Below are 22,000 nucleotides of genomic sequence, written 5' to 3' on the forward strand. Positions count from 1 at the left end.
AGTAACACCTCCTACTTTTTAGCTGTATACTTTTTAATTGCCGGTAAAATTTCTGTGCCAATTAAATCCAGGTTTTTCTTAATGTTATCCATCGGCATTCCACCAAAGTCAATTTGCGCAATGTAACGTTGGTGACCAAACATTTCATGCTGATATAGAATTTTCTCAATGATCTCCTGCGGGCTGCCGATGTTCATAATGTTATGTGGATCGACCCCTTGAGCGAAATGTTGCTTTGGAAAGCCTTGTCCGTTTGTTCGCTTCATTCCTTCATTGATGTGGGGATACAATTCTTGTAGCGCCTGCTGTGAGGTTTCGGCAGCATAGAAGAAACCCGCTGTTGCTATTGGTAGCTCTGATGGATCATGCCCGCCTGCTGTTGCCGCTTCCCGATAAGCATCTACCGTCCGCTTGAAAACAGAAGCAGTTCCACCTAAATGGGCCATGAACATTGGAACACCTGCGTACCCAGCTTTCATCGCACTAGCAGGTGTCCCGCCAACAGCACGCCAAATCGGCATAGACCCATTTACTGGTCGTGGAAGCACCCTAGCGTTCTTTAGCGAAGCGCGGAATTCACCGCTCCAGTTCACAACTTCTTCTTCATTTATCTGCCTTAATAAATCAAACTTTTCCTCATATAACTCTTCGTAATTACGAATGTCATACCCTAATAAATCAAAAAGTCCTACTCTGGACGCACGCCCGGCAACGATCTCTGCTCGTCCTTTTGAGATCAAATCAACCGTTGCAAAATTTTCATATACCCTTACAGGATCGGAAGTACTGATAATCGTCGAAGAGCTGGCAATCTTTATTTTTTCTGTCGCCTGAGCAATCGCTGAAAGAACAACAGCGTGCGCCTGCGTTGCAAAGTATTCTTGATGACTCTCTCCTACACTAAAAAAATCAACGCCTGCCTGCTCAGCCAGTTTTGCGTAATCGATGATTTCATGTATCCGTTCCTGTGCAGAAATCCTTTCCCCGGTTGCAGGATTTGGTAAATGATCTCCAAGTGTATAGATACCAAATTCAAGTCCTTTGCTTTCATCAATGCGATATTTATTCATTTTTTATCCACCTTTCTTTTCATAGTTATTCATGCCCAATTTTATTCAAACTGTACTATCTCTTTTTTTCTTATATGAGACAACCAATTGCTGTCAAAACATTATCTTTTTTCTTAACTATAGGGTACAAAATATTAGTTGTTATAGCAACTATTGTGTACTTAACCCAAGAAAGAAAGAAAGAAAGTAACTATATTAACCATGTAGGTGTTTTACAATTTGACTATAAAAAGAACAAATTGCTTATTAAGAAAGACTGCATTGTACAGTCTTAAAAAAACTTTTATATCTAATTTGGTTTAATTTGCTGACTTATATTTTTTAAAATGCCACCAAAACTATTTCGCTTGGTAATTCAGCTTAGATTTATTATCAGTAGCACTTCCTCAAATACGGATACCGACTAAGTTTTACCAACCAACAAAACTAACATTACTATAATACTACATCTATATATCTACAAATTGTAAATAAATAATAGTATCAGACATAAAAATGAGTGTTTTGTGATATAATTGACCTATTATTTCTAACTTGAAGTTACACATATTCACCAACATTGTTCTGAATATTAAGCAGGGTTTTTTCACTTATAAAAACTAAATGTTCTAAAAATCTACATTATGATTAACCCATTCTTATTATTTTAGCATCAGAGAGAGAGAGGGAAGCATTTTGAAGCCTAAATTAATACTATTATGTGTGGTTGTCATTTTCATTTTACAAGCATGTACTATCCCAAACGAAAGTAATAATACCAGTTTCACAGCTAAAGAGGGCAATATCGATCTATCTGAATGGGACAATGACAAGTCTTTAGTACATTTAAATGGGCAATGGAGTTTATATTGGAACCAACTGCTTGATCCAACTGATTTCACAAGCGGCTCTTCTGTTAAACAGACTGGCATGATAAGTATGCCAAGTATCTGGCATACTCAATCCATCAATGGTAAGTCTCTTCCAAAAGAGGGCTTTGCTACCTTCAGGCTGGATGTTTCCATGGAAGAAATAGATGAAGTAATGGGACTAAGAATTCCTTATATGCATTCTAATTTCAATTTATGGATCGATGATGAACTACTTGCTAGTAACGGACAGGTGGGTACAAGTGCTGCTACAAGCGTTCCCGAAAAACACCCAAAAATAGTTTATTTCAGTCCAAAAAACAACACATTTTCCGTTACCTTACAGATTTCCAATTATGACTATGCTGTCGGAGGGTTATTGGAACCGATTATATTGGGAAAATCAGATAACATTCATTCTAGTCATTTTAAAGAAACCATCGCTCAGTCAATTTTACTTGGTATTTTAATATTTTCCGGAATTTATCATATTGGTCTTGGTTTTTTCAGAAAAACAGAACCTTATTTCTTTTATTTTGGAATATTTTGTTTAGTGGCACCTTTTCGTTATTTAATGGTTGGAAATGTTTTTTTCACAAAAATTTTTCCGAACATAGATTGGGCCCTAGCTATGAAACTGGATTACATTAGCCTATATAGTCATGTCCCGTTGTTCGCCATGGTGTTATATCGTTTATATCCTCAACATAGTTACAAATGGGTTACTATATTTAGTTTTATCGTTACTGCTTTTTACGACATGCTTACTATTTTAACGCCTGCAAAAACCTATCAGTTATTCACTGTCTATTTTCAATTATTTATGATTACAGGTGTTTGTTATGCCCTCTTTGTAGTAGTTAAATCACTGAATAAAAAGCATGTAGAAAGCTATTTCCTTCTTACGGGTATAGTCTTTTTAATGACTACGATTCTTTTAGATATTTTCAATTCTTTACTCAACTATCCTGATTCTAATTTTTATCCAATTGGTATTGCTACTTTCATCATATGCTTCTCCTTAATTATATCGAAAAGACTGTCATCTTCCCTAGATCTATCAGTAGGGTTGGCCGAAGACTTGTCACGGTTAAACAGCGATCTTGAAAACAAGGTAGAGCAGCGCACACAACAAATTCAACATTCCAATAAAAAACTAGAGGCAATTAACGAAAAACTTAGAGGCATGGCACTTATTGACGGACTGACAAACATACCTAATAGAAGACAATTTGATGAATACTATAAGGAGCAATTTGAAATCTGCGCCGATGAAAACACTAGCTTTTCAATCCTTTATTAGATATCGATTACTTTAAAAACTACAACGATTTGTACGGACACCAACAGGGGGATGAATGCTTAAAACTAGTTGCACAATCATTAAACGACAAAACAACCAAATTAACAGAAGGATTAGTTGCAAGATATGGCGGTGAGGAATTTGTATGTGTTATTCCAAAACATAGTGAAGAGATAGTAAAACAATTTGCCCAAGATATCAACCAACAAATTGAACAATTAAAAATAGTTCATGAGAAATCACCAGTTTCTAACTATGTCACTGTTAGCATTGGCCTGGTCACTCTTATTCCAAAACATGCAACAGCAACAGATATGAATAGTGTAATAAAGAAAGCAGATCATGCTTTATATCAAGCAAAGACTGCAGGAAGAAACCAAGCAATCTTCTATACCGACTAGGAAATAGGTGAAGATTTTTGTTCTTTTTTCAGAACAGAATTGGTCATCAGAAAAGGCATGCTTTCTTCATAGTTTCCAACAAATTACCTAATGAAATAAAGCGTAGTAGAAATTTTCCTAATACGCTTTATTTCTATCATTAAGGTCTTTCTCATCGTTGTGAGAAAATTTAACAAAAAAGTTGTTAAGGCTATCGAACAGCCTAGCCTTACTACTCTTTTACTTTTAGAAGTCGGAGAGCATTTAGTATTACTATAATAGCAGCACCTGTATCGCTTAGCACAGCCATCCAAAGTGTAAGCCATCCCGGAAATATAAGAACTAATGCGATAAATTTCACGCTTAAGGAAAACCAGATATTTTGTTTAATGATGGATAGTGCTCTCCTACTTAATTTAATCGTATGTGGTAACTTTTCCAGATTATCAGCCATTAAAACAATATCGGCAGTTTCCATTGCCGTATCCGTTCCTGCTCCACCCATTGCAATACCTAAATCAGCAGTAGCTAGTGCTGGGGCATCATTTATTCCATCGCCAACCATGGCTACTTTATGACCTTCCCTTTGTAATTGTTTAATCGCATCCACTTTATCTTCTGGTAATAGCTCTGCAAAATAGCGATTTACATTCGTTTCGCTAGAAATCAATTTCGCAGTACCTGCATTATCACCAGTTAACATGACAAGTTGTTTTACGCCTACTTGTTTCAACCCATTCAATGCTCTAACAGCAGTTGATCGAAGGGTATCAGAAACAGAGATTATCCCCATTATTTCTTGTTGTGTACCGATAATGACTACCGTTTTTCCTAGACTTTGGATCTCGTCTACTTTGCTCCTGACATCTCCCGTGGATATATTCATTTCATCAAACAGTTTTAAATTACCGGCATAATAAATGTCTCCATTGATGGTTGCTTGAACACCTTTACCGACTATACTCTTATATAACTCTCCGTTTTTGCCCTTAACTCCCTTGTCTCTTGCATATGCAACAATTGTTTTTGCTATAGGATGTGTTGAATAATTTTCTAATGTTAATGCGATAGAAATTAACTCTTCTTCCGAAACAGTTAGCGATTCAATTTCAGAAACTTTTGGTTTCCCTTCTGTTAATGTCCCTGTTTTATCAAACGCAATCGCATTAATAGCACCTGCTTTTTCTAGAAACGTCCCCCCTTTGATTAACACACCATTTTTTGCAGCGTTTCCGATAGCAGAAACAATTGCAACAGGAGTAGATATAACCAATGCACAAGGGCAAGCAACAACTAATAATGCAAGTCCTTTATAAGCCCATTCTCCCCATGTTCCAAAGCCTAAAAGTGGTGGTAGTATAATGACAACGAATGCTAATATAAATACAATTGGTGTATATATGCTTGCGAATTTATCGATAAATGCTTGGGTAGGAGCTTTTTGCTCCTGGGCTTCTTCAACCAAATGGATGATTTTAGCTATTGTCGTCTCTTCTACTAACTTCGTGACTCGAACTTCTAGAGAACCACTTTCATTAATGGTACCTGCGTAAACCGCATCTCCAATCATTTTATCAACTGGAATAGATTCTCCAGTAATAGGCGCCTGGTTTACACTGGTCTCCCCTTGGATGATTTCCCCATCTAATGGAATTCTATCACCGGGCTTAATCACAATAGTCTCCCCAACCGGGATGTCCTCCACTGGCTTTTTAACTAACTCTGATCCAACTTTGATCCAAGCCTCTGATGGTGCTAAATCCATTAGATTGCTGATCGATCTTCTAGTTTGTTCAATCGATCTATTTTGAAGCAAAGTACCTAATGCAAATAACCATACTACTGTCGCCCCTTCAAACCATTCTCCAATTAAAGCAGCGCCTATTGCTGCTACTGACATTAGAACATTCATATCTAACGAACGACTTTTTACAGCATAAAACGCACTTTTCACTGGTTTATAGCCACTTATAACGATAGCTATCGCATATAAGATGGATGACATTAAAAAGGGGAGCCCATTGTAAGAACCAATAAAACCTAGGGCAATTAATATACCCGATAAGGTAATTAAACCGTACCCTTCCTTGTTTACCGAAATTTCTTTTGATTTGCTGCCATTCTCAAGCAAAGAGGCTTTAAAACCAGTTTTAGAAACTTCCGAAACGATTTCATCAACACTATTTTCGTGCTCCACTTTCATTTTTCCAGTGGAAAAGTTTACACTTACATGGCTAACTGTTGGAACAGTATTCAAGTGATTTTCAATACTTTTCGCACAACTACCACAGTCCATTCCTTCAATATTATATGTTCTCACATTTTTGTTTTGTTTTAGTGGTTCTATCTTAAATCCTAGCTTTTGGACTTCATTTTCTATACTGTCTGAAGACAGGGCATTAGTACCGATTACCTGCAGCTTCGAGGTGTTGTAAGTTACCTTTGCTTCTTGTATGTTGTCTAACCTTCTTAATGCATTTTCTATAGTTATTGCACAGGAAGGACAATCCATTCCGTATATTCGATAATCTACTTTTTCACCGTTAACAGATGTTATATGATTGTTTGAACTTTCTTCCTTTTCTCTACTACAACACCCTTTATTGTCTTCCATACTTATAAGTTCTTCACTTGATCCATCGCTTTTGTCTGCCATTCATTCCACCCCATTAATCTATATGATTTTCACAACTAGCAATATCATTTTGAACATCTTCAAGCACTACATCAAACATCTTTAGTAAATCGCGTACAAGTTGATTGCGTACACGGTAATACACATATTTTCCATCCTGTCTCCCTACAATAAGGCCGCATCCTTTTAAACACGCCAAGTGCTGGGATATGTTTGATTGATTACCTTTTATGTCCTGAACAATCTGTGAAACTGTTTTTTCATTTTCTTTTATACATTCGAGTATTTGAATTCTCGTTTTATGTGAAAAGCCATGCATAAACTTCATCTTCGTATCTATATCTACTTTTAACATTGGTTATCCTCCCGTTATATTAGTTTACACTAATATGTTTTGTTATTATCATATTAGCAGTAACTAATATATGTGTCAAACTTCAATTTGTCCACTAAACACTGTTTTATGTGTCTTTGCCTAACATCCTCAATAGGTAATACTTTACTCTCATCAAAGTTGCATTTTTATTCTTTAGTGAAAGCTTTCTACTAATAAATAGCAGCGGTTAAAATTTTCCATCAATAAAATTGGCAAAGTTGATTAAAAATATCATGCAGAAAGGAAAAGAAAAGGAGAGGCAGGAAACATGAGAAGTTATCTAATTTCAATTTGGGGTTTAATCGATCCCTTATACTATTTTTGCACACGTCTTACATCCCCTCCAAGTAAAGGAACAGAAGGAAATATTTTCAGGATCAGACTAACAAAATATAAAGGGAAAAGTATCGTCCTTTCAGATGGTACACAAATAAACAAAAATGATACTTTAGTAAAGATTCATCTTCACAATGTCAGACTTTTATCAGAACTTAAAGATATAAAGAGTGAATTTAAAAGAGCTAAAATTATTTCCTATTATGTCAAAAAGTCTTTGCCTGGTGTTGAAATTTACATTCGGAACTATAGCAATTCTGACGAAATAAAAGGAATTATTGGAATTACGCTATTAAATAAAGGCTGTGAACGTCTTGGTTTTGAGATTGTTGACATCACACATCCCATTTACAAATGGTTTAAGCGATTATCTTTTTTACCAATTAGTATTCTGGCCAGCAAAAATTCGTCAATTAATCATATTCTCATGCAACAGGCGCCAAGTTATTTATTTATGTCCAGACTAAAATTATCTAATATGTACAAGCTTTAATAAATATCTGTAAAAAAAAGAAAAAAAGCTGTTAATGAATTAACAGCTTATCTCCTTAAATTGCTTCAACTACTTTTTTAATAATAGGAGCCGGCAAAGAAAACTCATGAAATGTAATTTCCGGTCGGCTTCCAACGCGGATATTAACGCCTGTTTGACCTAACCCTTCACTGATATAAAAGGATTTCCCACCTTGTATATGCAAGCCTTTTATGATATTCATTCTAGCAAGTTGACCCATTTTTGCTAGGTGATACGCTTTTGGATAGCAGATTTGCCCTCCATGAAAATGGCCGGCAAGCAAATAGTCAAAATGGTATTTATCCATGTGCAGTACGATATTCGGATCATGGGTTAACACTAAGTTTATTCCTGATTTTAGTCCATTATATGAAGCTGCAAGGTTGCTTCGTTTTGTACTAAAATCATCGATGCCAATAATATTCACCGGTTTTCCCTGAACAAAAATGATCTCATTTTCATTCTGTAAAACTTTACAGTTATATTCTTCAAGCGTTTCTATTAATAGTTGTAAGTTTTGATTACGTAAAACATAATCATGGTTTCCCAAAACAGCATAGATACCGTATTTTGCATTTAATTGATTCAGTATTTTTAAATATGGAACAAGCTTAGGAATTGTTCTTTTACGGTCGAGGAAATCTCCAGTGAGTGCAATTAAATCAATTGGCTCATCTTTTAATTTTTCATAAAGCTCGGTAGGGGAAATAGAAATATTTTCGAGATGTAAATCGGAAAGTTGTAGAATATTTATTTTAGGAATATGTCCATGGGACACTTCATTATTGATTTTAATTTTATGAATGATGATATCCTTCGTGTTTTTATAGGCTTTTATAATGAAATAAAAAATAATAATGGCTAATACTATAAAGAACAATATCTTCAATGACAATCACTCCTTCCCTATTAGATTATACAGGAGAAATACTGTTTTTCAGCAAGTAAATAATGCCTTAAATTCCATGGCAGCGAATACCATACCATCATGCTCAGAAGTAATAAAATTATCGTAGTTTTTAGAAGAGGTGCCCTATGAATAAACTTACTAAATCCGTGTTATTCTTGCCTTTTTTACAGATTCCATCTGGTCATCATCAGACTGCAACTGCTTTAATAGATGAAATTTTACAATTGCATCCACAAATAAGGTGCGAAAAGGTAGATATTCTTGCATACAGTTACGGAAAAATTGAAGCTTTAGTTTCTAACGTCTATCTCAAATGGATACAAGCTTTCCCCGGCATATATAATGCCCTTTATCAAAACTCTGTCTACAAAAATATCGAAGAAAATAAACGTTATCGTTTGTATGAATTTTTATTTATTTATTTTATGAAAAGACTTATACAGGAAAAAAAACCAGATCTAATAGTTTGTACCCATGCTTTACCCGCTTATATGTTAAATTACTTAAAGAAAAAAAATGAACTTAGAGTGCCGGTTATCAATGTGTATACAGATTATTTCATACACAGTTTTTGGGGAGTGGAGTATATCGACTTACATTTTGTTCCCTCTTATAACATGAAACATTTCTTGATTAAAAAAGGAATTAGAGATGAGCGAATTTTCATTACCGGAATTCCGATCCATTCAAAAATTATAAAACAGAAACAAACTGCAGAACTGTCAACAAAATCTGTATCTTCTGTTTTAATTTCTGGAGGAAATCTAGGTGTCGGCGCCATGGAGGACTTAATCCGAAAAATCAAAGAGGTCCCTGTCCAGGAAATTCAATATTATGTGTTGTGCGGAAAAAATAGAAAATTATATGAAAAGCTAAAAAGTATACAAAAAAACCATATTATTCCGTTCCCGTATATTACCTGCAGGGAAAAAATGAACAGAATTTATGATCAAATTGATGCAATTATAACAAAGCCTGGAGGTGTCACGATAAGTGAAAGTCTTTTTAAGCGCAAGCCTATTTTTATTTATCATGCATTGCCAGGCCAAGAAGAAATTAATCTGCAGCAGCTAAAAGATTTAGGTTTGATCTTTCATCTAGATAAGCAGGGTATTCATGAACAATTACATTCCATTCTCCGAAACCAAAATACACTCGAAAAATATCAAAATCACGTGGCAAATTTCCATTCTCATATTCATTCCAAAGAGCCAGCGGAGATAATAGTCGATCAATTAATGTAATTTAGAAAAGCAATACGGAATTTGGAAATTTCCATCAAGTTCCGTTAGCCTAAAAGTACCAATTAAATTGTATAAATGCTTTATAAAAAAGCAATAGTACAGTTTGCTAATCAACGCACTGAGGATTAGGAACCAAAGTCTGGAATTATTCAGTAGTGCCAGGAAAACGATCTACTGACCGATGTTATATGAATTTCATGTATAGCGAACATCTGTAGTTTTAAAAGGGGATGCTCAGAAACCTCGGAACTTTATTCACGTTCCAAACATTATTAAAGAACAAAGATGGCTACGTTTATTCCACCTCTGTCCTTAAGCATCGTTGCTCCTAAGTTATTTAATCTTCACTGCACCTTTGGGTGGTCCTGTTTCTTTTGGTATCCCAGCTACATATTGCTTTTCTTTTGTACTTCTCTTAAACTCTTCCTTTGCCTTCTCAAGAACTTTCCCTTTATTCACCAACAAATCATAAGCAGTTAGTGACATGATTTGGGCCGCTAAATGCATCCCTTTATAACCAATTGATGATCCAAAAGAAGCAGTCGCCTGCCAAGAATGAAGTGGAACACCAACAGGAGCACAGGTTGTACTAATCATGCCAATTGGTGTAATCCAGCTAACATCACCAACATCAGTTGAACCGCCAATAGATCTTCCACTTAGTTCCCTCTTATATTGAAAGTTTATTGGGAGAAGCTCATCAACTGTACTCCCAAACAAGCTAGTTTCATTTCCGACTTTCTGATCAATGGAATTCACTAACTGTGTTGCAAAACTTTGCTCATCCTCATTAAATAACAACGCAGTCGATTGATGCATGTTTTCAAACATAAGCTCATTTAGTTGTTCATTCGGAAGCGTTTCATATGCATACGCTAATATTTCAGATTCTATATTTGTTTCCGTCATCATGGCTGCACCATTTGCAATTTTCTCGACTCTCGTGAGTAATTGATCAACTTGATCTTTACTCGCTCCTCTCAAGTAATACCAGACACTAGCCTCATCTGGAACAACATTGGGTGCTAGGCCACCATTTGTAATGACATAATGTATGCGGGTACCATCTGGAACATGTTCACGTAAATAGTTTGTTCCTACATTCATAAGCTCTACACCATCAAGAGCACTTCTTCCTGCATGAGGTGCTGCCGCGGCATGTGCGGTAATACCTTTAAAATGAAATTTCACAGAAACCATCGCTTGCATACTCATATTCATTACCATGTTCGAGTCACCAGGGTGCCATGTTAAAGCACAATCTAAATCATTAAATACACCTTCTCTTGCCATAAATGTTTTTCCAGAGAGAACCTCTTCTGCCGGGCAACCATAGTATCGGATTGTTCCGCTAATCTCTTCCTCTTTCATTACTTTTTTTAGAGCTATGACAGCTTCTACACCCGCTGTACCAAGTAAATTATGTCCACAACCATGCCCTGGACCACCTGAAACAATTTCTTCTTGAATTGCGCTTACTTGTTGAGAAAGTCCTGGCAAAGCATCATATTCACCTAATATTCCAATTACAGGTTTTCCAGTGCCGTATTCAGCCACAAACGCTGTATCAATTCCACCGATATGTGACTGAATGTTAAATCCCTCTTCTTCTAATTTAGATATCTGTAAATTAGAAGCATACTCTTCTTCATATGCTAATTGAGGATGTTCCCAAATCTTTTTCGCCATATCAGTAAACTCGGACTGATACCTGTTCATTAATTGTAAAATATTTTGTTTACTCAAATCTAATCACTCCATCATAAATTTAACTTAAGTTTCAGATCGACCTTTTCATCTTAAATATTTCTAGCAGGTTGCTCAACTTTAAACAATTCCATGCAAATTGGCAACGTGCGAAACTCTGTATTCTTTTTTACATTTAATTATTATTCTACTTCCCTTTGTCTTTTAAATTTCTCCAAAAGCATGCAAACCACCACTGTCCCAAGGATACACAAAAAGGTTTGCAAAGGACGTGCTACTGGACCTAAATTCACAAATAATCCAAAGGCAATTGCAACAATTCCCCATACTGGCCTTTGAACAGCAAATTTCGCGATAACTGCCCCAAAAATAGCTGGAAGAACAAATACAAATGAATTGGCCACTGATTCAGGCAAAAGAGATATCATATATGAACCACCTAGAACAGCTAAAATAAGGATGATGATATTAACAAGCGAGGCAGTAGCTATAGCTAACGTCGCCGTAAGCTCACCTTTTTTTGTCCCAGGTTCTGCACCAACAACACTTTGAGCAATTGATGCACAAGGAAGGCATAGGTTTCCAATATTTCCAGTTAGAAAGGCAAGATAAGTACCTGAAACCCCTAGCACTGGATAATAACTTATAGGCTCAATTACCCAAACTAGTGCAATAATTGAAGCATAAGCAGCGAATCCTGTGATAATTACGTTCCAACCCGGATGAAAACCAAGAACAAATGAAAGATAAAGAGGGACCATTAACGTTAAAATAATAACCGCCCCGATTGTCAAACGCCCCCAAAAATGTGCCTTATCTTGAAAGTGATCAAAATTTATTATATCTGATTTTACTTGCTTTCCTTCACTCTTAACCACGTTTTTTGCTTCATTACTAAGTGCCATTCACCATCTCCTGCCCCTCTTTTACGAAATAATGTAACCAACCGTCAAACCTATAATGATGATCAATCCAAGTGACCATTCTTTCAACCAGTTTAAATTAAATTTATTTGCAATCCACATTATGATTGGCATACTGATAAATGCAACAACTAATACAATTGACTCAGTTAAACCCTTTACCATTTCTCCTGTTCCAAGATAACCAAAGGCTCCTAACATAGCTGCAGTTGAAACTAGTTTTAAAGTATTTACGTTTTTCGTTTTACCAATGGCCTTATCTTGTATTTTCCCTAGTGATTTTGTAAAAAATAACACGAATAACAACCAACCCAATCCACCAAGACACATAACCCATACAGCAGTCGTAAAGGCCATTGCAGTGTAATTAGCAGCTCCTAATTCAGCTCCTGCTGCTTGCGAACCAATGCTAGCACCAACCACTTCAATAGCAGCTGAGCCAATGATTCCAATTCGCATTAACGTAACAGGATCTCCTATTAATGTAAGAAGAGAAATAACCACAATCACAATGGCGAGGGAAGGTCCTAAAGAGCTAATGGCCCCCGTTCTAATAGCTGCTTTAACTTCTTGGGAAGTCATTCCGATAGATGAACTTGTTTTTGAAGCAAGTCTTATAAAAATAATTGCCTGAAATATAACAACGCCAGCTACTAGTGAAGCAAAAATCCAAAGTGGAAAACTATTTGCTATTTGCATTACTTGTTCCATCATTTAACCCCGCTCTCTACATTATTTTGCCTAAAGTTCTATAATGAAATCTATCTCGCCGTTTTTATTGTTAGCGCTTTCATTTACTCCCTTCCGACTCTGTTTTATGCGAAATTTACAGAGCTTATGTTTTAATTGAGTTTTTTGAACGTTTAGACTTTTCAAACTATTACTTTTACTTTACACTCAGGTTAAGAAGAATACAATGTATAACCTTACATAATAAATACAATCAAAGTGTAAGGTTATACATTGTATTAAGAGGGGGCGTATGAGTTGAGTCAAGTTGAATATTATCTTTTATTTTTAAAAAGAAAATTAAATGATATTCCGTTTCAAGTATGGACATATAAACACTATCAAAATGAAAGGAACTTATTATATAGTAGCGGGAATAAAGAGCCTCTTTCACCACCGCTTCACAATTGTCAAGAAGAAACTACCACCTTCAGAATCAAGAAACAAAGCGATAAACATTTAATATTTTTTTATTATCCTGATGGAAATCAAGTTTGCGTGTGCATATATCGACCTTATATTGTTCTTACTAATGAGGAGATAGAGTATTTATATAATTTCCTTTCTCTACCGCTATTGAAAGAAATCATTCAAGAGAAAGATATAGAACTGAATAATGTAATTGATAGTTTTCGTTCATTAACATCTAGCTTAGATCTTAATGAAGTACTAGAAAAGATTATTAATAATGCCCTTAAAGTAATTCCAGCTGCAGATGCAGGTTTTTTACTTCTTTATGACCATTCAACGGAACGATTAATTCCGAAATCACCTGTAGGTTTTAACCAAAATATTTATCATTTAAAAATGAAAGTAGGGGAATCCATTACCGGTAAAGTATTCGAAGATGGAATAGGAAGGATTTTTAATTCAAAAAAAGGGCTTTTTGACGAAATGAAACTTAATAATATCTCTAAGGAAAATTATTATTACATTACCTCTGCTGCAAAAAAAACAGAAGCTGCTATGTGTGTCCCCATCTCAATAGATGATAAAAGAATTGGAGTAATGATTATTCATCAATGGTATAAAAAGAAAGTGTTAGTCGAACATGACCTTATGTTACTGCAAGGGTTTGCTACACAAGCTGCTATTGCAATTCAAAATGCACAATTTTATTCAAAAGCAAATCAAAGATTAATCGAAATAACGAAATTAAGTAACCAGCTAAAGGAAAAAAACACTCTACTTCAAAAAAGACATGATGTGCATGCAGCATTAACAAATATTTCTCTACAAAATAATGGAGTTGAAACAATCGTTCTTGAAATTAATCAAATGATTCAGCCCTCTGTATCATTTTTAAATGTACTTGATAATATGTTCTATTCAGATAATTCCATTCAAGCTCCTTTGAGTATTTATGAAATTAAAAAAATACTTTCAAATAAACGTCAACCTTTACATGTTGAAATCATCGAACAATCAATCAAAAAGTATTTTCTTTATCCTATTTATAACGGAACTGTTTTGCTTGGTTGCTTAATTATGAACGAAACAGTGCCCATTTCAAACTCCGATCAAATGACACTTGAACAAGGTTGTTCTATATTGGCTTTGGAGTTACTTAAAAAACAAACAATTACAGAAATCTTCTATAAGAAGACCCACGAACAATTTGAGAGTTTGCTAAACTATCAAGATGCCCACCAATTAGCTAGACAAGCAAAAGAGATTGGACTAAACGCTTCTTCTCATTGGGTGATCACTGTTTTTGAAATACCCAACTACTCGGACTTACAATTACTTGAGATTCAAATCCATCAACTAATCTCAAAAATAAAAAAACAACTGCAAACTGAGGAAAAATTGATATATGGTTTTAATAATAAAATTATCATACTTATTTCCATACCAGAACCCGATAACTTTAATCACATTTATTCAATATTCCAATCTATAAGAAAGGGATGGGAGAAAAGTGATAACCCTCCTTTTCGTGGGGGAATAAGCACCATTTATAAAGGATTAGAAAATATTAAAAAATGTTACGATGAAGCCAATAAGGCACTGTCTTATCTAGCTAATCAGAATAGAACAGAAATTTTCCGCTTTGAAGATATTGGGTTGAATAGACTATTTTTAAATCAATCTTTTGAGGAAATCGAACAATTTATAAACGAGATCTTTTCACCACTTTGGTCTGCTCACGATCGAAACAAAGATTTAGAAAAAACTCTACTCACATACATTAAAAACAATCGTTCCGCTACGAAAACAGCCGATAAGCTTCACATTCATATTAATACATTATATCAACGAATCAAAAAAATTGAAGATTTACTACAATTAGAGTTAAATAATAATGAGGATGCTCTAAGAATACAGTTAGCTTGTCACCTTAGAGAGACTTATCACCATTTACTGGTATAATTAACTAAAAACTTAATTGTCTGTTTAGAATAACACCCAGATTCCGCGCCTTTTCTAGCATAAAAATACCTTTTAGCATGAATTTAGCATAATGATATCAAAGGTTATACCATAACCAAAACCGGAATTATAACATTTGCGAGACATTCCTAACATTCACCCGTTGCATATCGGGGCAGCACCCGTTTTATAAGCCAGTTGATCGATAAGATGGAGCTAATTGCGCGTATTGATAAGGTATCCCCTATGAAAAAGGAAGACTGTAACGTCTCCATAGGAACTCGAATCGCCGCATTGATCATCAATCAATTAACCGATCGCAAAGCGCTTTATAAGGTGGAAGAATTCTATGAAAAGCAAGGTATCGCCTCGCCTTATGGTACCGTTGTGGAAACAAACGACTTTAATGATGATGCCTTATCCAGGGCATTGGACGCCCCTTATAAGGCAGACCTTTCTATCGTGATGATGCAAGCTTGTTCAAGGCATTCAACAAGTCGCTGATCTTTCCTGGGACAGCCTTCACTTTGATACGACCTCCTTCGTGCATACGGGGGAAGCGATGGTGAACCCGGACGACGAAGGTACATTAAAAATCGTACGAGGGTATTCCAACGAAGTCTTCGGTTTCTTGTCGTGCATTCCAACAAGCTAGATGCCCGAAAAAAGAAAAGCTGGAAAAGGAGCTTGTGAATCCGACGCGAAAGAAGCCCTTTCCGCGTTTCTCAAGGGCCACCGTGGTTTCACACCTGCCATGGATCGATCGTTCAGGAAGGGAAGATAAAACGACTCGTCCCATCGAACAGTCACCGCGAATTGGAACACTTGAAAAGGATAGCTCCCTGTCTTTCATGTCGAAAAAACAGGAACCGCTTGATATTTTGGCGTAAACAACCCGACACATAGAATAGGTTACATATTAGTTCATCTATACCAAAAAGTATGCCTTGATTAGGTAGCTCGGAATCTAGCTTACATACCACCGCAACGCCTATTCCTTCACCAGTGATCGCTGCTGCACCGTCAGAAGCTAAAAAAACAGCACTTCTGAAGGCTTAAGTCGGATCAATTATAACTCCCAAGCCCATTAACATATCAGTCGGCTACAATGGTAGTAGTATTATAAAAAGAGGTCTTCCATTAAGTTTGTAACTTAACGAAAGACCTATCTAATAATCTTAATAGTTAATATCATCATTTTTACAGACACTTAGAATGTTGTTAAGGTTCATGAAAGTTGATATAAAAGGGGTCTCATTCCCTTATTACATCATGCCGCCCGTAAGAGAGTCTGTAACATCTCTAACGGAATTTTATCGTTTCTCACTTGATTGCGTTAGAGAAATGATAGCATTTTTTATTAGCTCTTTGGAGAGTATGAATGTTTAGTTTAACACTAATCCATAATTAGAAAGATGAAACTCGGTTTAAGACTGCAAGTGTACTATTTGGTTTAGGCTATTAGCTCTTTACCTTCAGTTGTTTCATATCTAGTATAATGCCTACATCTGTCACTTCAACACTGATATCTTAGAACCAGTTAATAGCTTCAGGTTTAAGGTTTTGGAATATATGCTTTGTTTCTGTGTATTCTTCCATACCTAGTTTTCCTAGTTCGCGTCCAATACCAGACTGCTTAAATCCACCCCATGGTGCATGTGGGAAGTACAGGTTGAATTCATTGATCCAAACAGTACCCATGCGCATCTTTGTTGCACAGCGTTCAGCTTTTGCAATATCGTTTGTCCAAACGCCACCAGCAAGTCCGTAAATCGAGTCATTAGCAAGCTTTACTGCTTCCTCTTCTGTACGGAATTTCTCAACCGTGATAATAGGACCAAATGCTTCATCTTGAACAATGTTCATGTCTGTTGTACAGTCTGTGAAAATAGTTGGAAGGTAGAAAAATCCATTTTGTAGTTCCGGATCTTCTGGACGGCTACCACCAACTGCAATTGTAGCACCTTCTTTAACACCTGTTTCTACATACTCTTCTACTTTCGCAAGTTGCTCTGCTGAAATAAGCGGGCCCATTTGTGTATCTTCATTAAATCCGCTTCCAAGCTTAAACTTTTTCACTCGCTCAACAAGTGCTTGAACGAACTCATCGTGAATACTTTCTTCTACAATCAGTCTTGTACCAGCAGAACAGATTTGTCCTGCGTGGAAGAATACCCCGTTTAATGCTTGGTCTACAGCTATCTCAAAATCAGCATCAGCAAAGATAATGTTAGGGTTTTTCCCACCAAGTTCAAGTGCTAGCTTCTTCACATTAACGCTTGCCGCTTGCATGATTTTCTTCCCGGTAACAATTCCTCCTGTAAAGGAAATAAGGTCCACATCCATGTTACTGGATAGCTCTGCACCAACTGTGTTACCAGCACCAAGTACTAGGTTAGCAACACCAGCAGGCACTCCCGCCTCTTCCATTAGTTCGAATACTTTAATCGTAGTAAGTGGTGTAATTTCACTTGGCTTCATTATTAAAGTATTCCCAGTCGCAAGCGCTGGAGCTAGTTTCCAAGACGCTTGAAGTAATGGATAATTCCACGGTGTTATTTGACCACAAACACCAACTGGTTCGTTAACCACTCTACTAATAGAGTTTGGCACTGGAGAATCAATCAGTTCCCCGCCATTCTTGTCTGCAAGCTCTGCATAATATCGAAATACTCCAGCGATATCATCCATATCTCCACGACTTTCCTCTACTGTTTTACCAGTATCTAATGATTCTAATCTAGAAAGCTCTTCTTTATCTCTTTCTATTAATTCCGCAATTTTCCTTACAATAGCCCCTCGTTCTGTTGCTGGAGTAGAAGACCATTCTCCATTATCAAATGCTGCTCTTGCAGCAGCAATTGCTGCTTTTGTATCTGTTTCATCAGATTCTGGTACAGTAGCAATAATTTCCTTGTTAAATGGATTAATAATATCACGCGTATTACCTGAATTCGCGTCTACCCATTGACCATTAATGTATTGTTGTTGTTTTATACTCAAATCCATCAACTCCAGTTTTTCGAATAAATTAAGTTTGTTAAAAATATATTTAACGTTTTTAATATAATACCATTTATTTTGGAGGCTGTCAAAGAGACATTTAAAACAAAAAAGTTTAGAAAGAATTTAAATTAACTAGAAGGCTTGTCATACTAAGTTAGTAGACGTATGCAGTTGTCTAAAATCATGTTTTTCCATTTGACATTTAATCTGTACACGGTATCATAAAGTTTGTGAAGAAGATTAAAAAAAGATTTAACGCACTTAACTTTATTATGAAGGGAGTGACTTTATGAGTGAATCTACTGATAGATCGAAAATTAAAATAGAAGAAGCCAAAGATAAAGTTATTGGGGCCATTGCAGAGACAATGGATTTATATGGTCTAACACCATCTGCTGCAAATTTATATGCGACGATGTACTTTAAAGATCAGATGACTCTTGATGAGATGCGTACGGAACTTGAAATGAGTAAACCGAGTATGAGTACTAGTGTCCGTAAGCTCCAAGAAATAGAAATGGTGAAGAAAACATTTACCCGCGGTTCTAGGAAACATACCTATGTAGCTGAGAAAAATTTCTTCCGTTCCTTTATGGTGTTCTACTGTCACATGTGGGAACGCGAAGTAAAAATGAATTTGGAAGCAACTGAGGAAGCACAAGAGGATTTAATAGATGTCATAAAAGATCCTACTAGTACACCAGAAATTGTTGCAGAAGCAAAAAAATACTATGATCAATTAGAAGAGTCTAAAACATATTATCACTGGTTGACAGACTTAGTTGCAAGCATAAGAAGTGGTAAGATATTTGAATTTTTACCTAAAGAACAGCAAGATTAATTTGAAAAGAAGTTATCAGGTAGTCTCTAGAAAAAAACTATTGACTACCTTCAATATAAATGTTTCACTTCTATCTTCTAAATAGGAGATGTTTAAGTTTTGTGTTATCGTTAAAATATTTCTTAACGTTTTTAACATTTGAAATATTTTAGTTTAGCAAATAAAAAAACAAAGGGGTTTTACAACATGAACAACTCGAAAAAAACACTTATTTTTATCTTAGCGATACTAATGGCTGCTGTACTAACAGCATGCGGAAGCAATAATAGTGGGGAAACTAACAGTGCACAAGATGACGCAGAAACAGAAACCAAGGTAAGTGATGAAGAATTAACGATTGCTCAAATTAACTGGGCTGAAAATATTGCAGTAACAAACATGTGGAAAGTAATTTTAGAAGATAAAGGTTATGACGTGACGTTAAACTTATTGGACATGGGTGTTACGATGGAGGCTTTAGCAACTAGCGAGCTAGATGCTAGTTTAGAGATATGGTTACCGGTTCAAGATGCGAATTATTTGGATACGTATGAAGATACTGTTAACTTTTCAGAATCTACTTGGTTTGATAATGCAAAAGTAGGACTTGTTGTTCCAACCTATTTAGAAGAAGTGAATAGTGTAGAAGATCTAAATGAACATATAGAACTGTTTGAAGGACAAATTATTGGTTTTGATTCTGGCGCAGGGACGATGGAAGTAACGGAACAATTAATTGAAGATTATAATCTTGAGTTTGAACTACTACCAAGCTCTGAACCTGCGATGATAACTGCGATTGGAGAAGCAATAAAAAATGAAGAACCAATCGTGTCACCACTTTGGAGCCCGCACTCGGTATTCTCTAACTATGACTTGAAATTCCTAGAGGATCCGCAAAACACATTCGGTGGTGTAGAAAAAATTCACCATGCTACAAGACTTGGATTTGAAGAAGATCATCCAGAAGTGAGTGAGTGGTTTAAAAATTGGAAGATGAATGACGAAGAAATTGGCCAACTTATCAGTTATGTAGATAATGCCGAAGACCCTCTTGATGGGGCTAAGAAATGGATTGAAGAGAATCAAGACTTGGTTGATGAATGGGTAAAATAAAGACATAAGTAAATAGTTGAAATACAAAAAAAAGCTGGTCCTTCAATTTGGAGAGACCAGCTTTTTTTGTATTTCAAAACTGTTTTATATTTTATACTTTCCCCTTTGATTACGGCCATAAAAATGTACTACTTCTGTCATGTTTTTCAGAAAAAATTGGCACAGTTTTTACTACATGCTACCAACAGTTTACCCGTGGAGTAGCTTCAAGAAATTACGGATTTACAACGTTAAGATAAGAAAAGTCTAATCCTCTTCAAAATAAGCAAGCTGTTACTTGAAGTACAATTCACAAGCAACTAGTTGTCAAACGTACATTATCCTCCTCCTTGAACAAATTCATATTAACAAGGAAAAAGAGTGAATATGGGTACAATGGCTCTAAGATGGAGCATAGTGAAGGAAGTAAACGTTATATACCTTGAAGTACGGACAACCTTACATTTTACATACTATTTCGACAATAATTACAGTATTAACCGTTTGACTTGTACATCAACGAAAGCTTAACATTTAAAGCAGTTAGTCTCTAATCTCGCTATTTCATATGCTTTTACTGTTGGTGACATAGAACATAAAAGACAACTGAAAATTACTACATAGCAGAGCAGAAAAGTGGTAATAATAGTAACTAAAGGAGTGTACTAAACATGTTTAATTGGAGAAAAAATCTAGGGATTATTGCTGGTTTATCTTTATCCCTTGTAGCCGCTGGATGTGGAACAGAGGAGTCAAATGACAGCGGGAATGGGCAGACAGAAGATACATCAAATGTCAGTGAAGAAATGGGATATCAAATTACTGGTATTGAGCCTGGTGCTGGGCAAACACAGACAAATGAGAAGGCTATAGCTGAGTATGAAAGTCTTGCTGGTTGGGAACAGGAAACGTCTTCAGCAGCTGCCATGTTGACCGCGTTAGGAGACGCTATTGAAAACGAAGAACCCATCATTGTTGCTGCATGGTCACCTCACTATATGTTTGCTAAATATGATATAAAGTACTTAGAAGATCCTGAACTTATCTTTGGTGAGGAGGAACACATTACAACAATTGTAAGACAAGGTCTAAAAGAAGACATGCCTAGTGCTTATACGATTCTTGATAGACTTCACTGGGAACTACCAGTATTCCAAGAAGCTTTACTTGAAGCTCAAGAAATGGATTTTGATTTTGAAAAAGTAGCTCAAGAGTGGGTGGATGAGAATCCAGAAAAGGTTACAGAATGGACAGAAGGGGTAGAACCTGTTGATGGTACTTCAATAGACTTAGTCTTAACTTCGTGGGATGCAGAAACTTTTTCAACGAATGTGGCTAAAATTGTTTTAGAACAACAAGGCTTCGATGTTATGCTTACACCAGTAGATCCATCTATTATGTTTAGTGCAATAGCATCTGGTGATTCTGATGCTACTCTATCTCCATGGATGCCTGCAACACATGGTGCACTTTATGAAGAGTATGATGGTCAATTTGAAGATTTAGGACCGAACCTTGAAGGGGCTAGGATTGGTTTAGCTGTACCATCCTATATGGACATCGATTCCATAGAGGATCTTGAGCCTGCAGAGTAAGAACACTGAATACAAAATAGATATGCTTCCCTTTAAGTAATTTGATTACTAAAGGGGAGCATTCTTTATGTTTAAAAGAGCTTACGATACAGAGTATACGTTCAATAATTTACATTCATCACGTTCTTTAAAAAAT

General features: G+C 35.9%; 17 protein-coding genes. 9 read left to right on the forward strand and 8 right to left on the reverse strand.

Going from position 1 to position 22,000, the window contains the following annotated elements:
- Positions 1-11 precede the first annotated feature (11 nt).
- The gene (locus ACHABW_RS17575) at positions 12-1,070 is read right to left on the reverse strand and encodes an LLM class flavin-dependent oxidoreductase (RefSeq protein WP_435757118.1); all 1,059 of its coding nucleotides are present in this window, start codon (positions 1,068-1,070) and stop codon (positions 12-14) included.
- Positions 1,071-1,745: 675 nt separating this feature from the next.
- Between ACHABW_RS17575 and ACHABW_RS17580 the strand changes: the two genes are divergently transcribed.
- Both ACHABW_RS17580 and ACHABW_RS17585 read left to right on the forward strand, forming a co-directional pair.
- Positions 1,746-3,221, forward strand: coding sequence for a sensor domain-containing diguanylate cyclase (locus ACHABW_RS17580; protein WP_435757120.1), 1,476 nt, complete (start codon positions 1,746-1,748; stop codon positions 3,219-3,221).
- A 29-nt stretch (positions 3,222-3,250) separates the two neighbouring features.
- Complete coding sequence (locus ACHABW_RS17585; protein ID WP_435757122.1) at positions 3,251-3,622, forward strand: GGDEF domain-containing protein; 372 nt, start codon at positions 3,251-3,253, stop codon at positions 3,620-3,622.
- A gap of 211 nt (positions 3,623-3,833) precedes the next feature.
- On the opposite strand, the gene ACHABW_RS17590 is transcribed toward ACHABW_RS17585, so the two are convergent.
- Both ACHABW_RS17590 and ACHABW_RS17595 read right to left on the reverse strand, forming a co-directional pair.
- Entirely contained in the window at positions 3,834-6,257 is a 2,424-nt protein-coding gene (locus ACHABW_RS17590; protein ID WP_435757124.1) for a heavy metal translocating P-type ATPase, read from the reverse strand.
- Positions 6,258-6,270: 13 nt separating this feature from the next.
- Positions 6,271-6,591: an ArsR/SmtB family transcription factor gene (locus ACHABW_RS17595; protein WP_435757126.1), complete on the reverse strand. Its 321-nt coding sequence runs from the start codon at positions 6,589-6,591 to the stop codon at positions 6,271-6,273.
- Between the two features lie 289 nt (positions 6,592-6,880).
- Between ACHABW_RS17595 and ACHABW_RS17600 the strand changes: the two genes are divergently transcribed.
- Positions 6,881-7,441, forward strand: a complete 561-nt coding sequence (locus ACHABW_RS17600; RefSeq protein ID WP_435757128.1) for a YkoP family protein — start codon at positions 6,881-6,883, stop codon at positions 7,439-7,441.
- Between the two features lie 55 nt (positions 7,442-7,496).
- On the opposite strand, the gene ACHABW_RS17605 is transcribed toward ACHABW_RS17600, so the two are convergent.
- Positions 7,497-8,351, reverse strand: coding sequence for a metallophosphoesterase (locus ACHABW_RS17605; protein ID WP_435757130.1), 855 nt, complete (start codon positions 8,349-8,351; stop codon positions 7,497-7,499).
- A gap of 146 nt (positions 8,352-8,497) precedes the next feature.
- On the opposite strand from ACHABW_RS17605, the gene ACHABW_RS17610 reads away from it, so the two are divergent.
- On the forward strand, positions 8,498-9,616 hold the full coding sequence (locus ACHABW_RS17610) for an MGDG synthase family glycosyltransferase (RefSeq protein WP_435757132.1): 1,119 nt from the start codon (positions 8,498-8,500) through the stop codon (positions 9,614-9,616).
- Between the two features lie 333 nt (positions 9,617-9,949).
- Here ACHABW_RS17610 and ACHABW_RS17615 read toward each other — a convergent pair whose 3' ends face one another.
- The 3 genes from ACHABW_RS17615 to ACHABW_RS17625 all read right to left on the reverse strand — a co-directional run bounded on the left by ACHABW_RS17615 (position 9,950) and on the right by ACHABW_RS17625 (position 12,960).
- Positions 9,950-11,362, reverse strand: a complete 1,413-nt coding sequence (locus ACHABW_RS17615; RefSeq protein WP_435757134.1) for an amidohydrolase — start codon at positions 11,360-11,362, stop codon at positions 9,950-9,952.
- A 143-nt stretch (positions 11,363-11,505) separates the two neighbouring features.
- Positions 11,506-12,228: a small-conductance mechanosensitive channel gene (locus ACHABW_RS17620; RefSeq protein WP_435757136.1), complete on the reverse strand. Its 723-nt coding sequence runs from the start codon at positions 12,226-12,228 to the stop codon at positions 11,506-11,508.
- A 21-nt stretch (positions 12,229-12,249) separates the two neighbouring features.
- A complete protein-coding gene (locus ACHABW_RS17625) occupies positions 12,250-12,960 on the reverse strand; it encodes a DUF5058 family protein (RefSeq protein WP_435757138.1) in 711 nt (236 codons plus the stop codon).
- 273 nt (positions 12,961-13,233) lie between these two features.
- Between ACHABW_RS17625 and ACHABW_RS17630 the strand changes: the two genes are divergently transcribed.
- Positions 13,234-15,348: a helix-turn-helix domain-containing protein gene (locus tag ACHABW_RS17630; protein WP_435757140.1), complete on the forward strand. Its 2,115-nt coding sequence runs from the start codon at positions 13,234-13,236 to the stop codon at positions 15,346-15,348.
- 246 nt (positions 15,349-15,594) lie between these two features.
- The gene (locus tag ACHABW_RS17635) at positions 15,595-15,852 is read left to right on the forward strand and encodes a DUF4277 domain-containing protein (RefSeq protein ID WP_435757142.1); all 258 of its coding nucleotides are present in this window, start codon (positions 15,595-15,597) and stop codon (positions 15,850-15,852) included.
- A gap of 1,026 nt (positions 15,853-16,878) precedes the next feature.
- Here the strand turns inward: ACHABW_RS17635 and betB are convergent.
- On the reverse strand, positions 16,879-18,351 hold the full coding sequence (gene betB / locus ACHABW_RS17640; RefSeq protein WP_435757144.1) for a betaine-aldehyde dehydrogenase: 1,473 nt from the start codon (positions 18,349-18,351) through the stop codon (positions 16,879-16,881).
- Positions 18,352-18,643: 292 nt separating this feature from the next.
- Between betB and cudC the strand changes: the two genes are divergently transcribed.
- From cudC to ACHABW_RS17655, 3 genes are all read left to right on the forward strand, one after another.
- Entirely contained in the window at positions 18,644-19,195 is a 552-nt protein-coding gene (cudC, locus tag ACHABW_RS17645; RefSeq protein ID WP_435757146.1) for a choline uptake/conversion transcriptional regulator CudC, read from the forward strand.
- A gap of 186 nt (positions 19,196-19,381) precedes the next feature.
- Entirely contained in the window at positions 19,382-20,290 is a 909-nt protein-coding gene (locus ACHABW_RS17650; RefSeq protein WP_435757148.1) for a glycine betaine ABC transporter substrate-binding protein, read from the forward strand.
- A gap of 650 nt (positions 20,291-20,940) precedes the next feature.
- Complete coding sequence (locus tag ACHABW_RS17655) at positions 20,941-21,864, forward strand: glycine betaine ABC transporter substrate-binding protein (protein ID WP_435757150.1); 924 nt, start codon at positions 20,941-20,943, stop codon at positions 21,862-21,864.
- Positions 21,865-22,000 lie beyond the last annotated feature (136 nt).

The organism is Salipaludibacillus sp. CF4.18 (assembly GCF_051262595.1).
Classification (GTDB): Bacteria; Bacillota; Bacilli; order Bacillales; family Salisediminibacteriaceae; genus Salipaludibacillus; species Salipaludibacillus neizhouensis.

Bases quoted from the DNA above. Each gene is read 5' to 3' on its own strand.
- ACHABW_RS17575 (WP_435757118.1), bottom strand. From the start codon at position 1,070: ATGAATAAATATCGCATTGATGAAAGCAAAGGACTTGAATTTGGTATC.
- ACHABW_RS17590 (WP_435757124.1), bottom strand. From the start codon at position 6,257: ATGGCAGACAAAAGCGATGGATCAAGTGAAGAACTTATAAGTATGGAA.
- ACHABW_RS17595 (WP_435757126.1), bottom strand. From the start codon at position 6,591: ATGTTAAAAGTAGATATAGATACGAAGATGAAGTTTATGCATGGCTTT.
- ACHABW_RS17600 (WP_435757128.1), top strand. From the start codon at position 6,881: ATGAGAAGTTATCTAATTTCAATTTGGGGTTTAATCGATCCCTTATAC.
- ACHABW_RS17610 (WP_435757132.1), top strand. From the start codon at position 8,498: ATGAATAAACTTACTAAATCCGTGTTATTCTTGCCTTTTTTACAGATT.
- ACHABW_RS17620 (WP_435757136.1), bottom strand. From the start codon at position 12,228: ATGGCACTTAGTAATGAAGCAAAAAACGTGGTTAAGAGTGAAGGAAAG.
- ACHABW_RS17625 (WP_435757138.1), bottom strand. From the start codon at position 12,960: ATGATGGAACAAGTAATGCAAATAGCAAATAGTTTTCCACTTTGGATT.
- ACHABW_RS17635 (WP_435757142.1), top strand. From the start codon at position 15,595: ATGAAAAAGGAAGACTGTAACGTCTCCATAGGAACTCGAATCGCCGCA.
- cudC (WP_435757146.1), top strand. From the start codon at position 18,644: ATGAGTGAATCTACTGATAGATCGAAAATTAAAATAGAAGAAGCCAAA.
- ACHABW_RS17650 (WP_435757148.1), top strand. From the start codon at position 19,382: ATGAACAACTCGAAAAAAACACTTATTTTTATCTTAGCGATACTAATG.
- ACHABW_RS17655 (WP_435757150.1), top strand. From the start codon at position 20,941: ATGTTTAATTGGAGAAAAAATCTAGGGATTATTGCTGGTTTATCTTTA.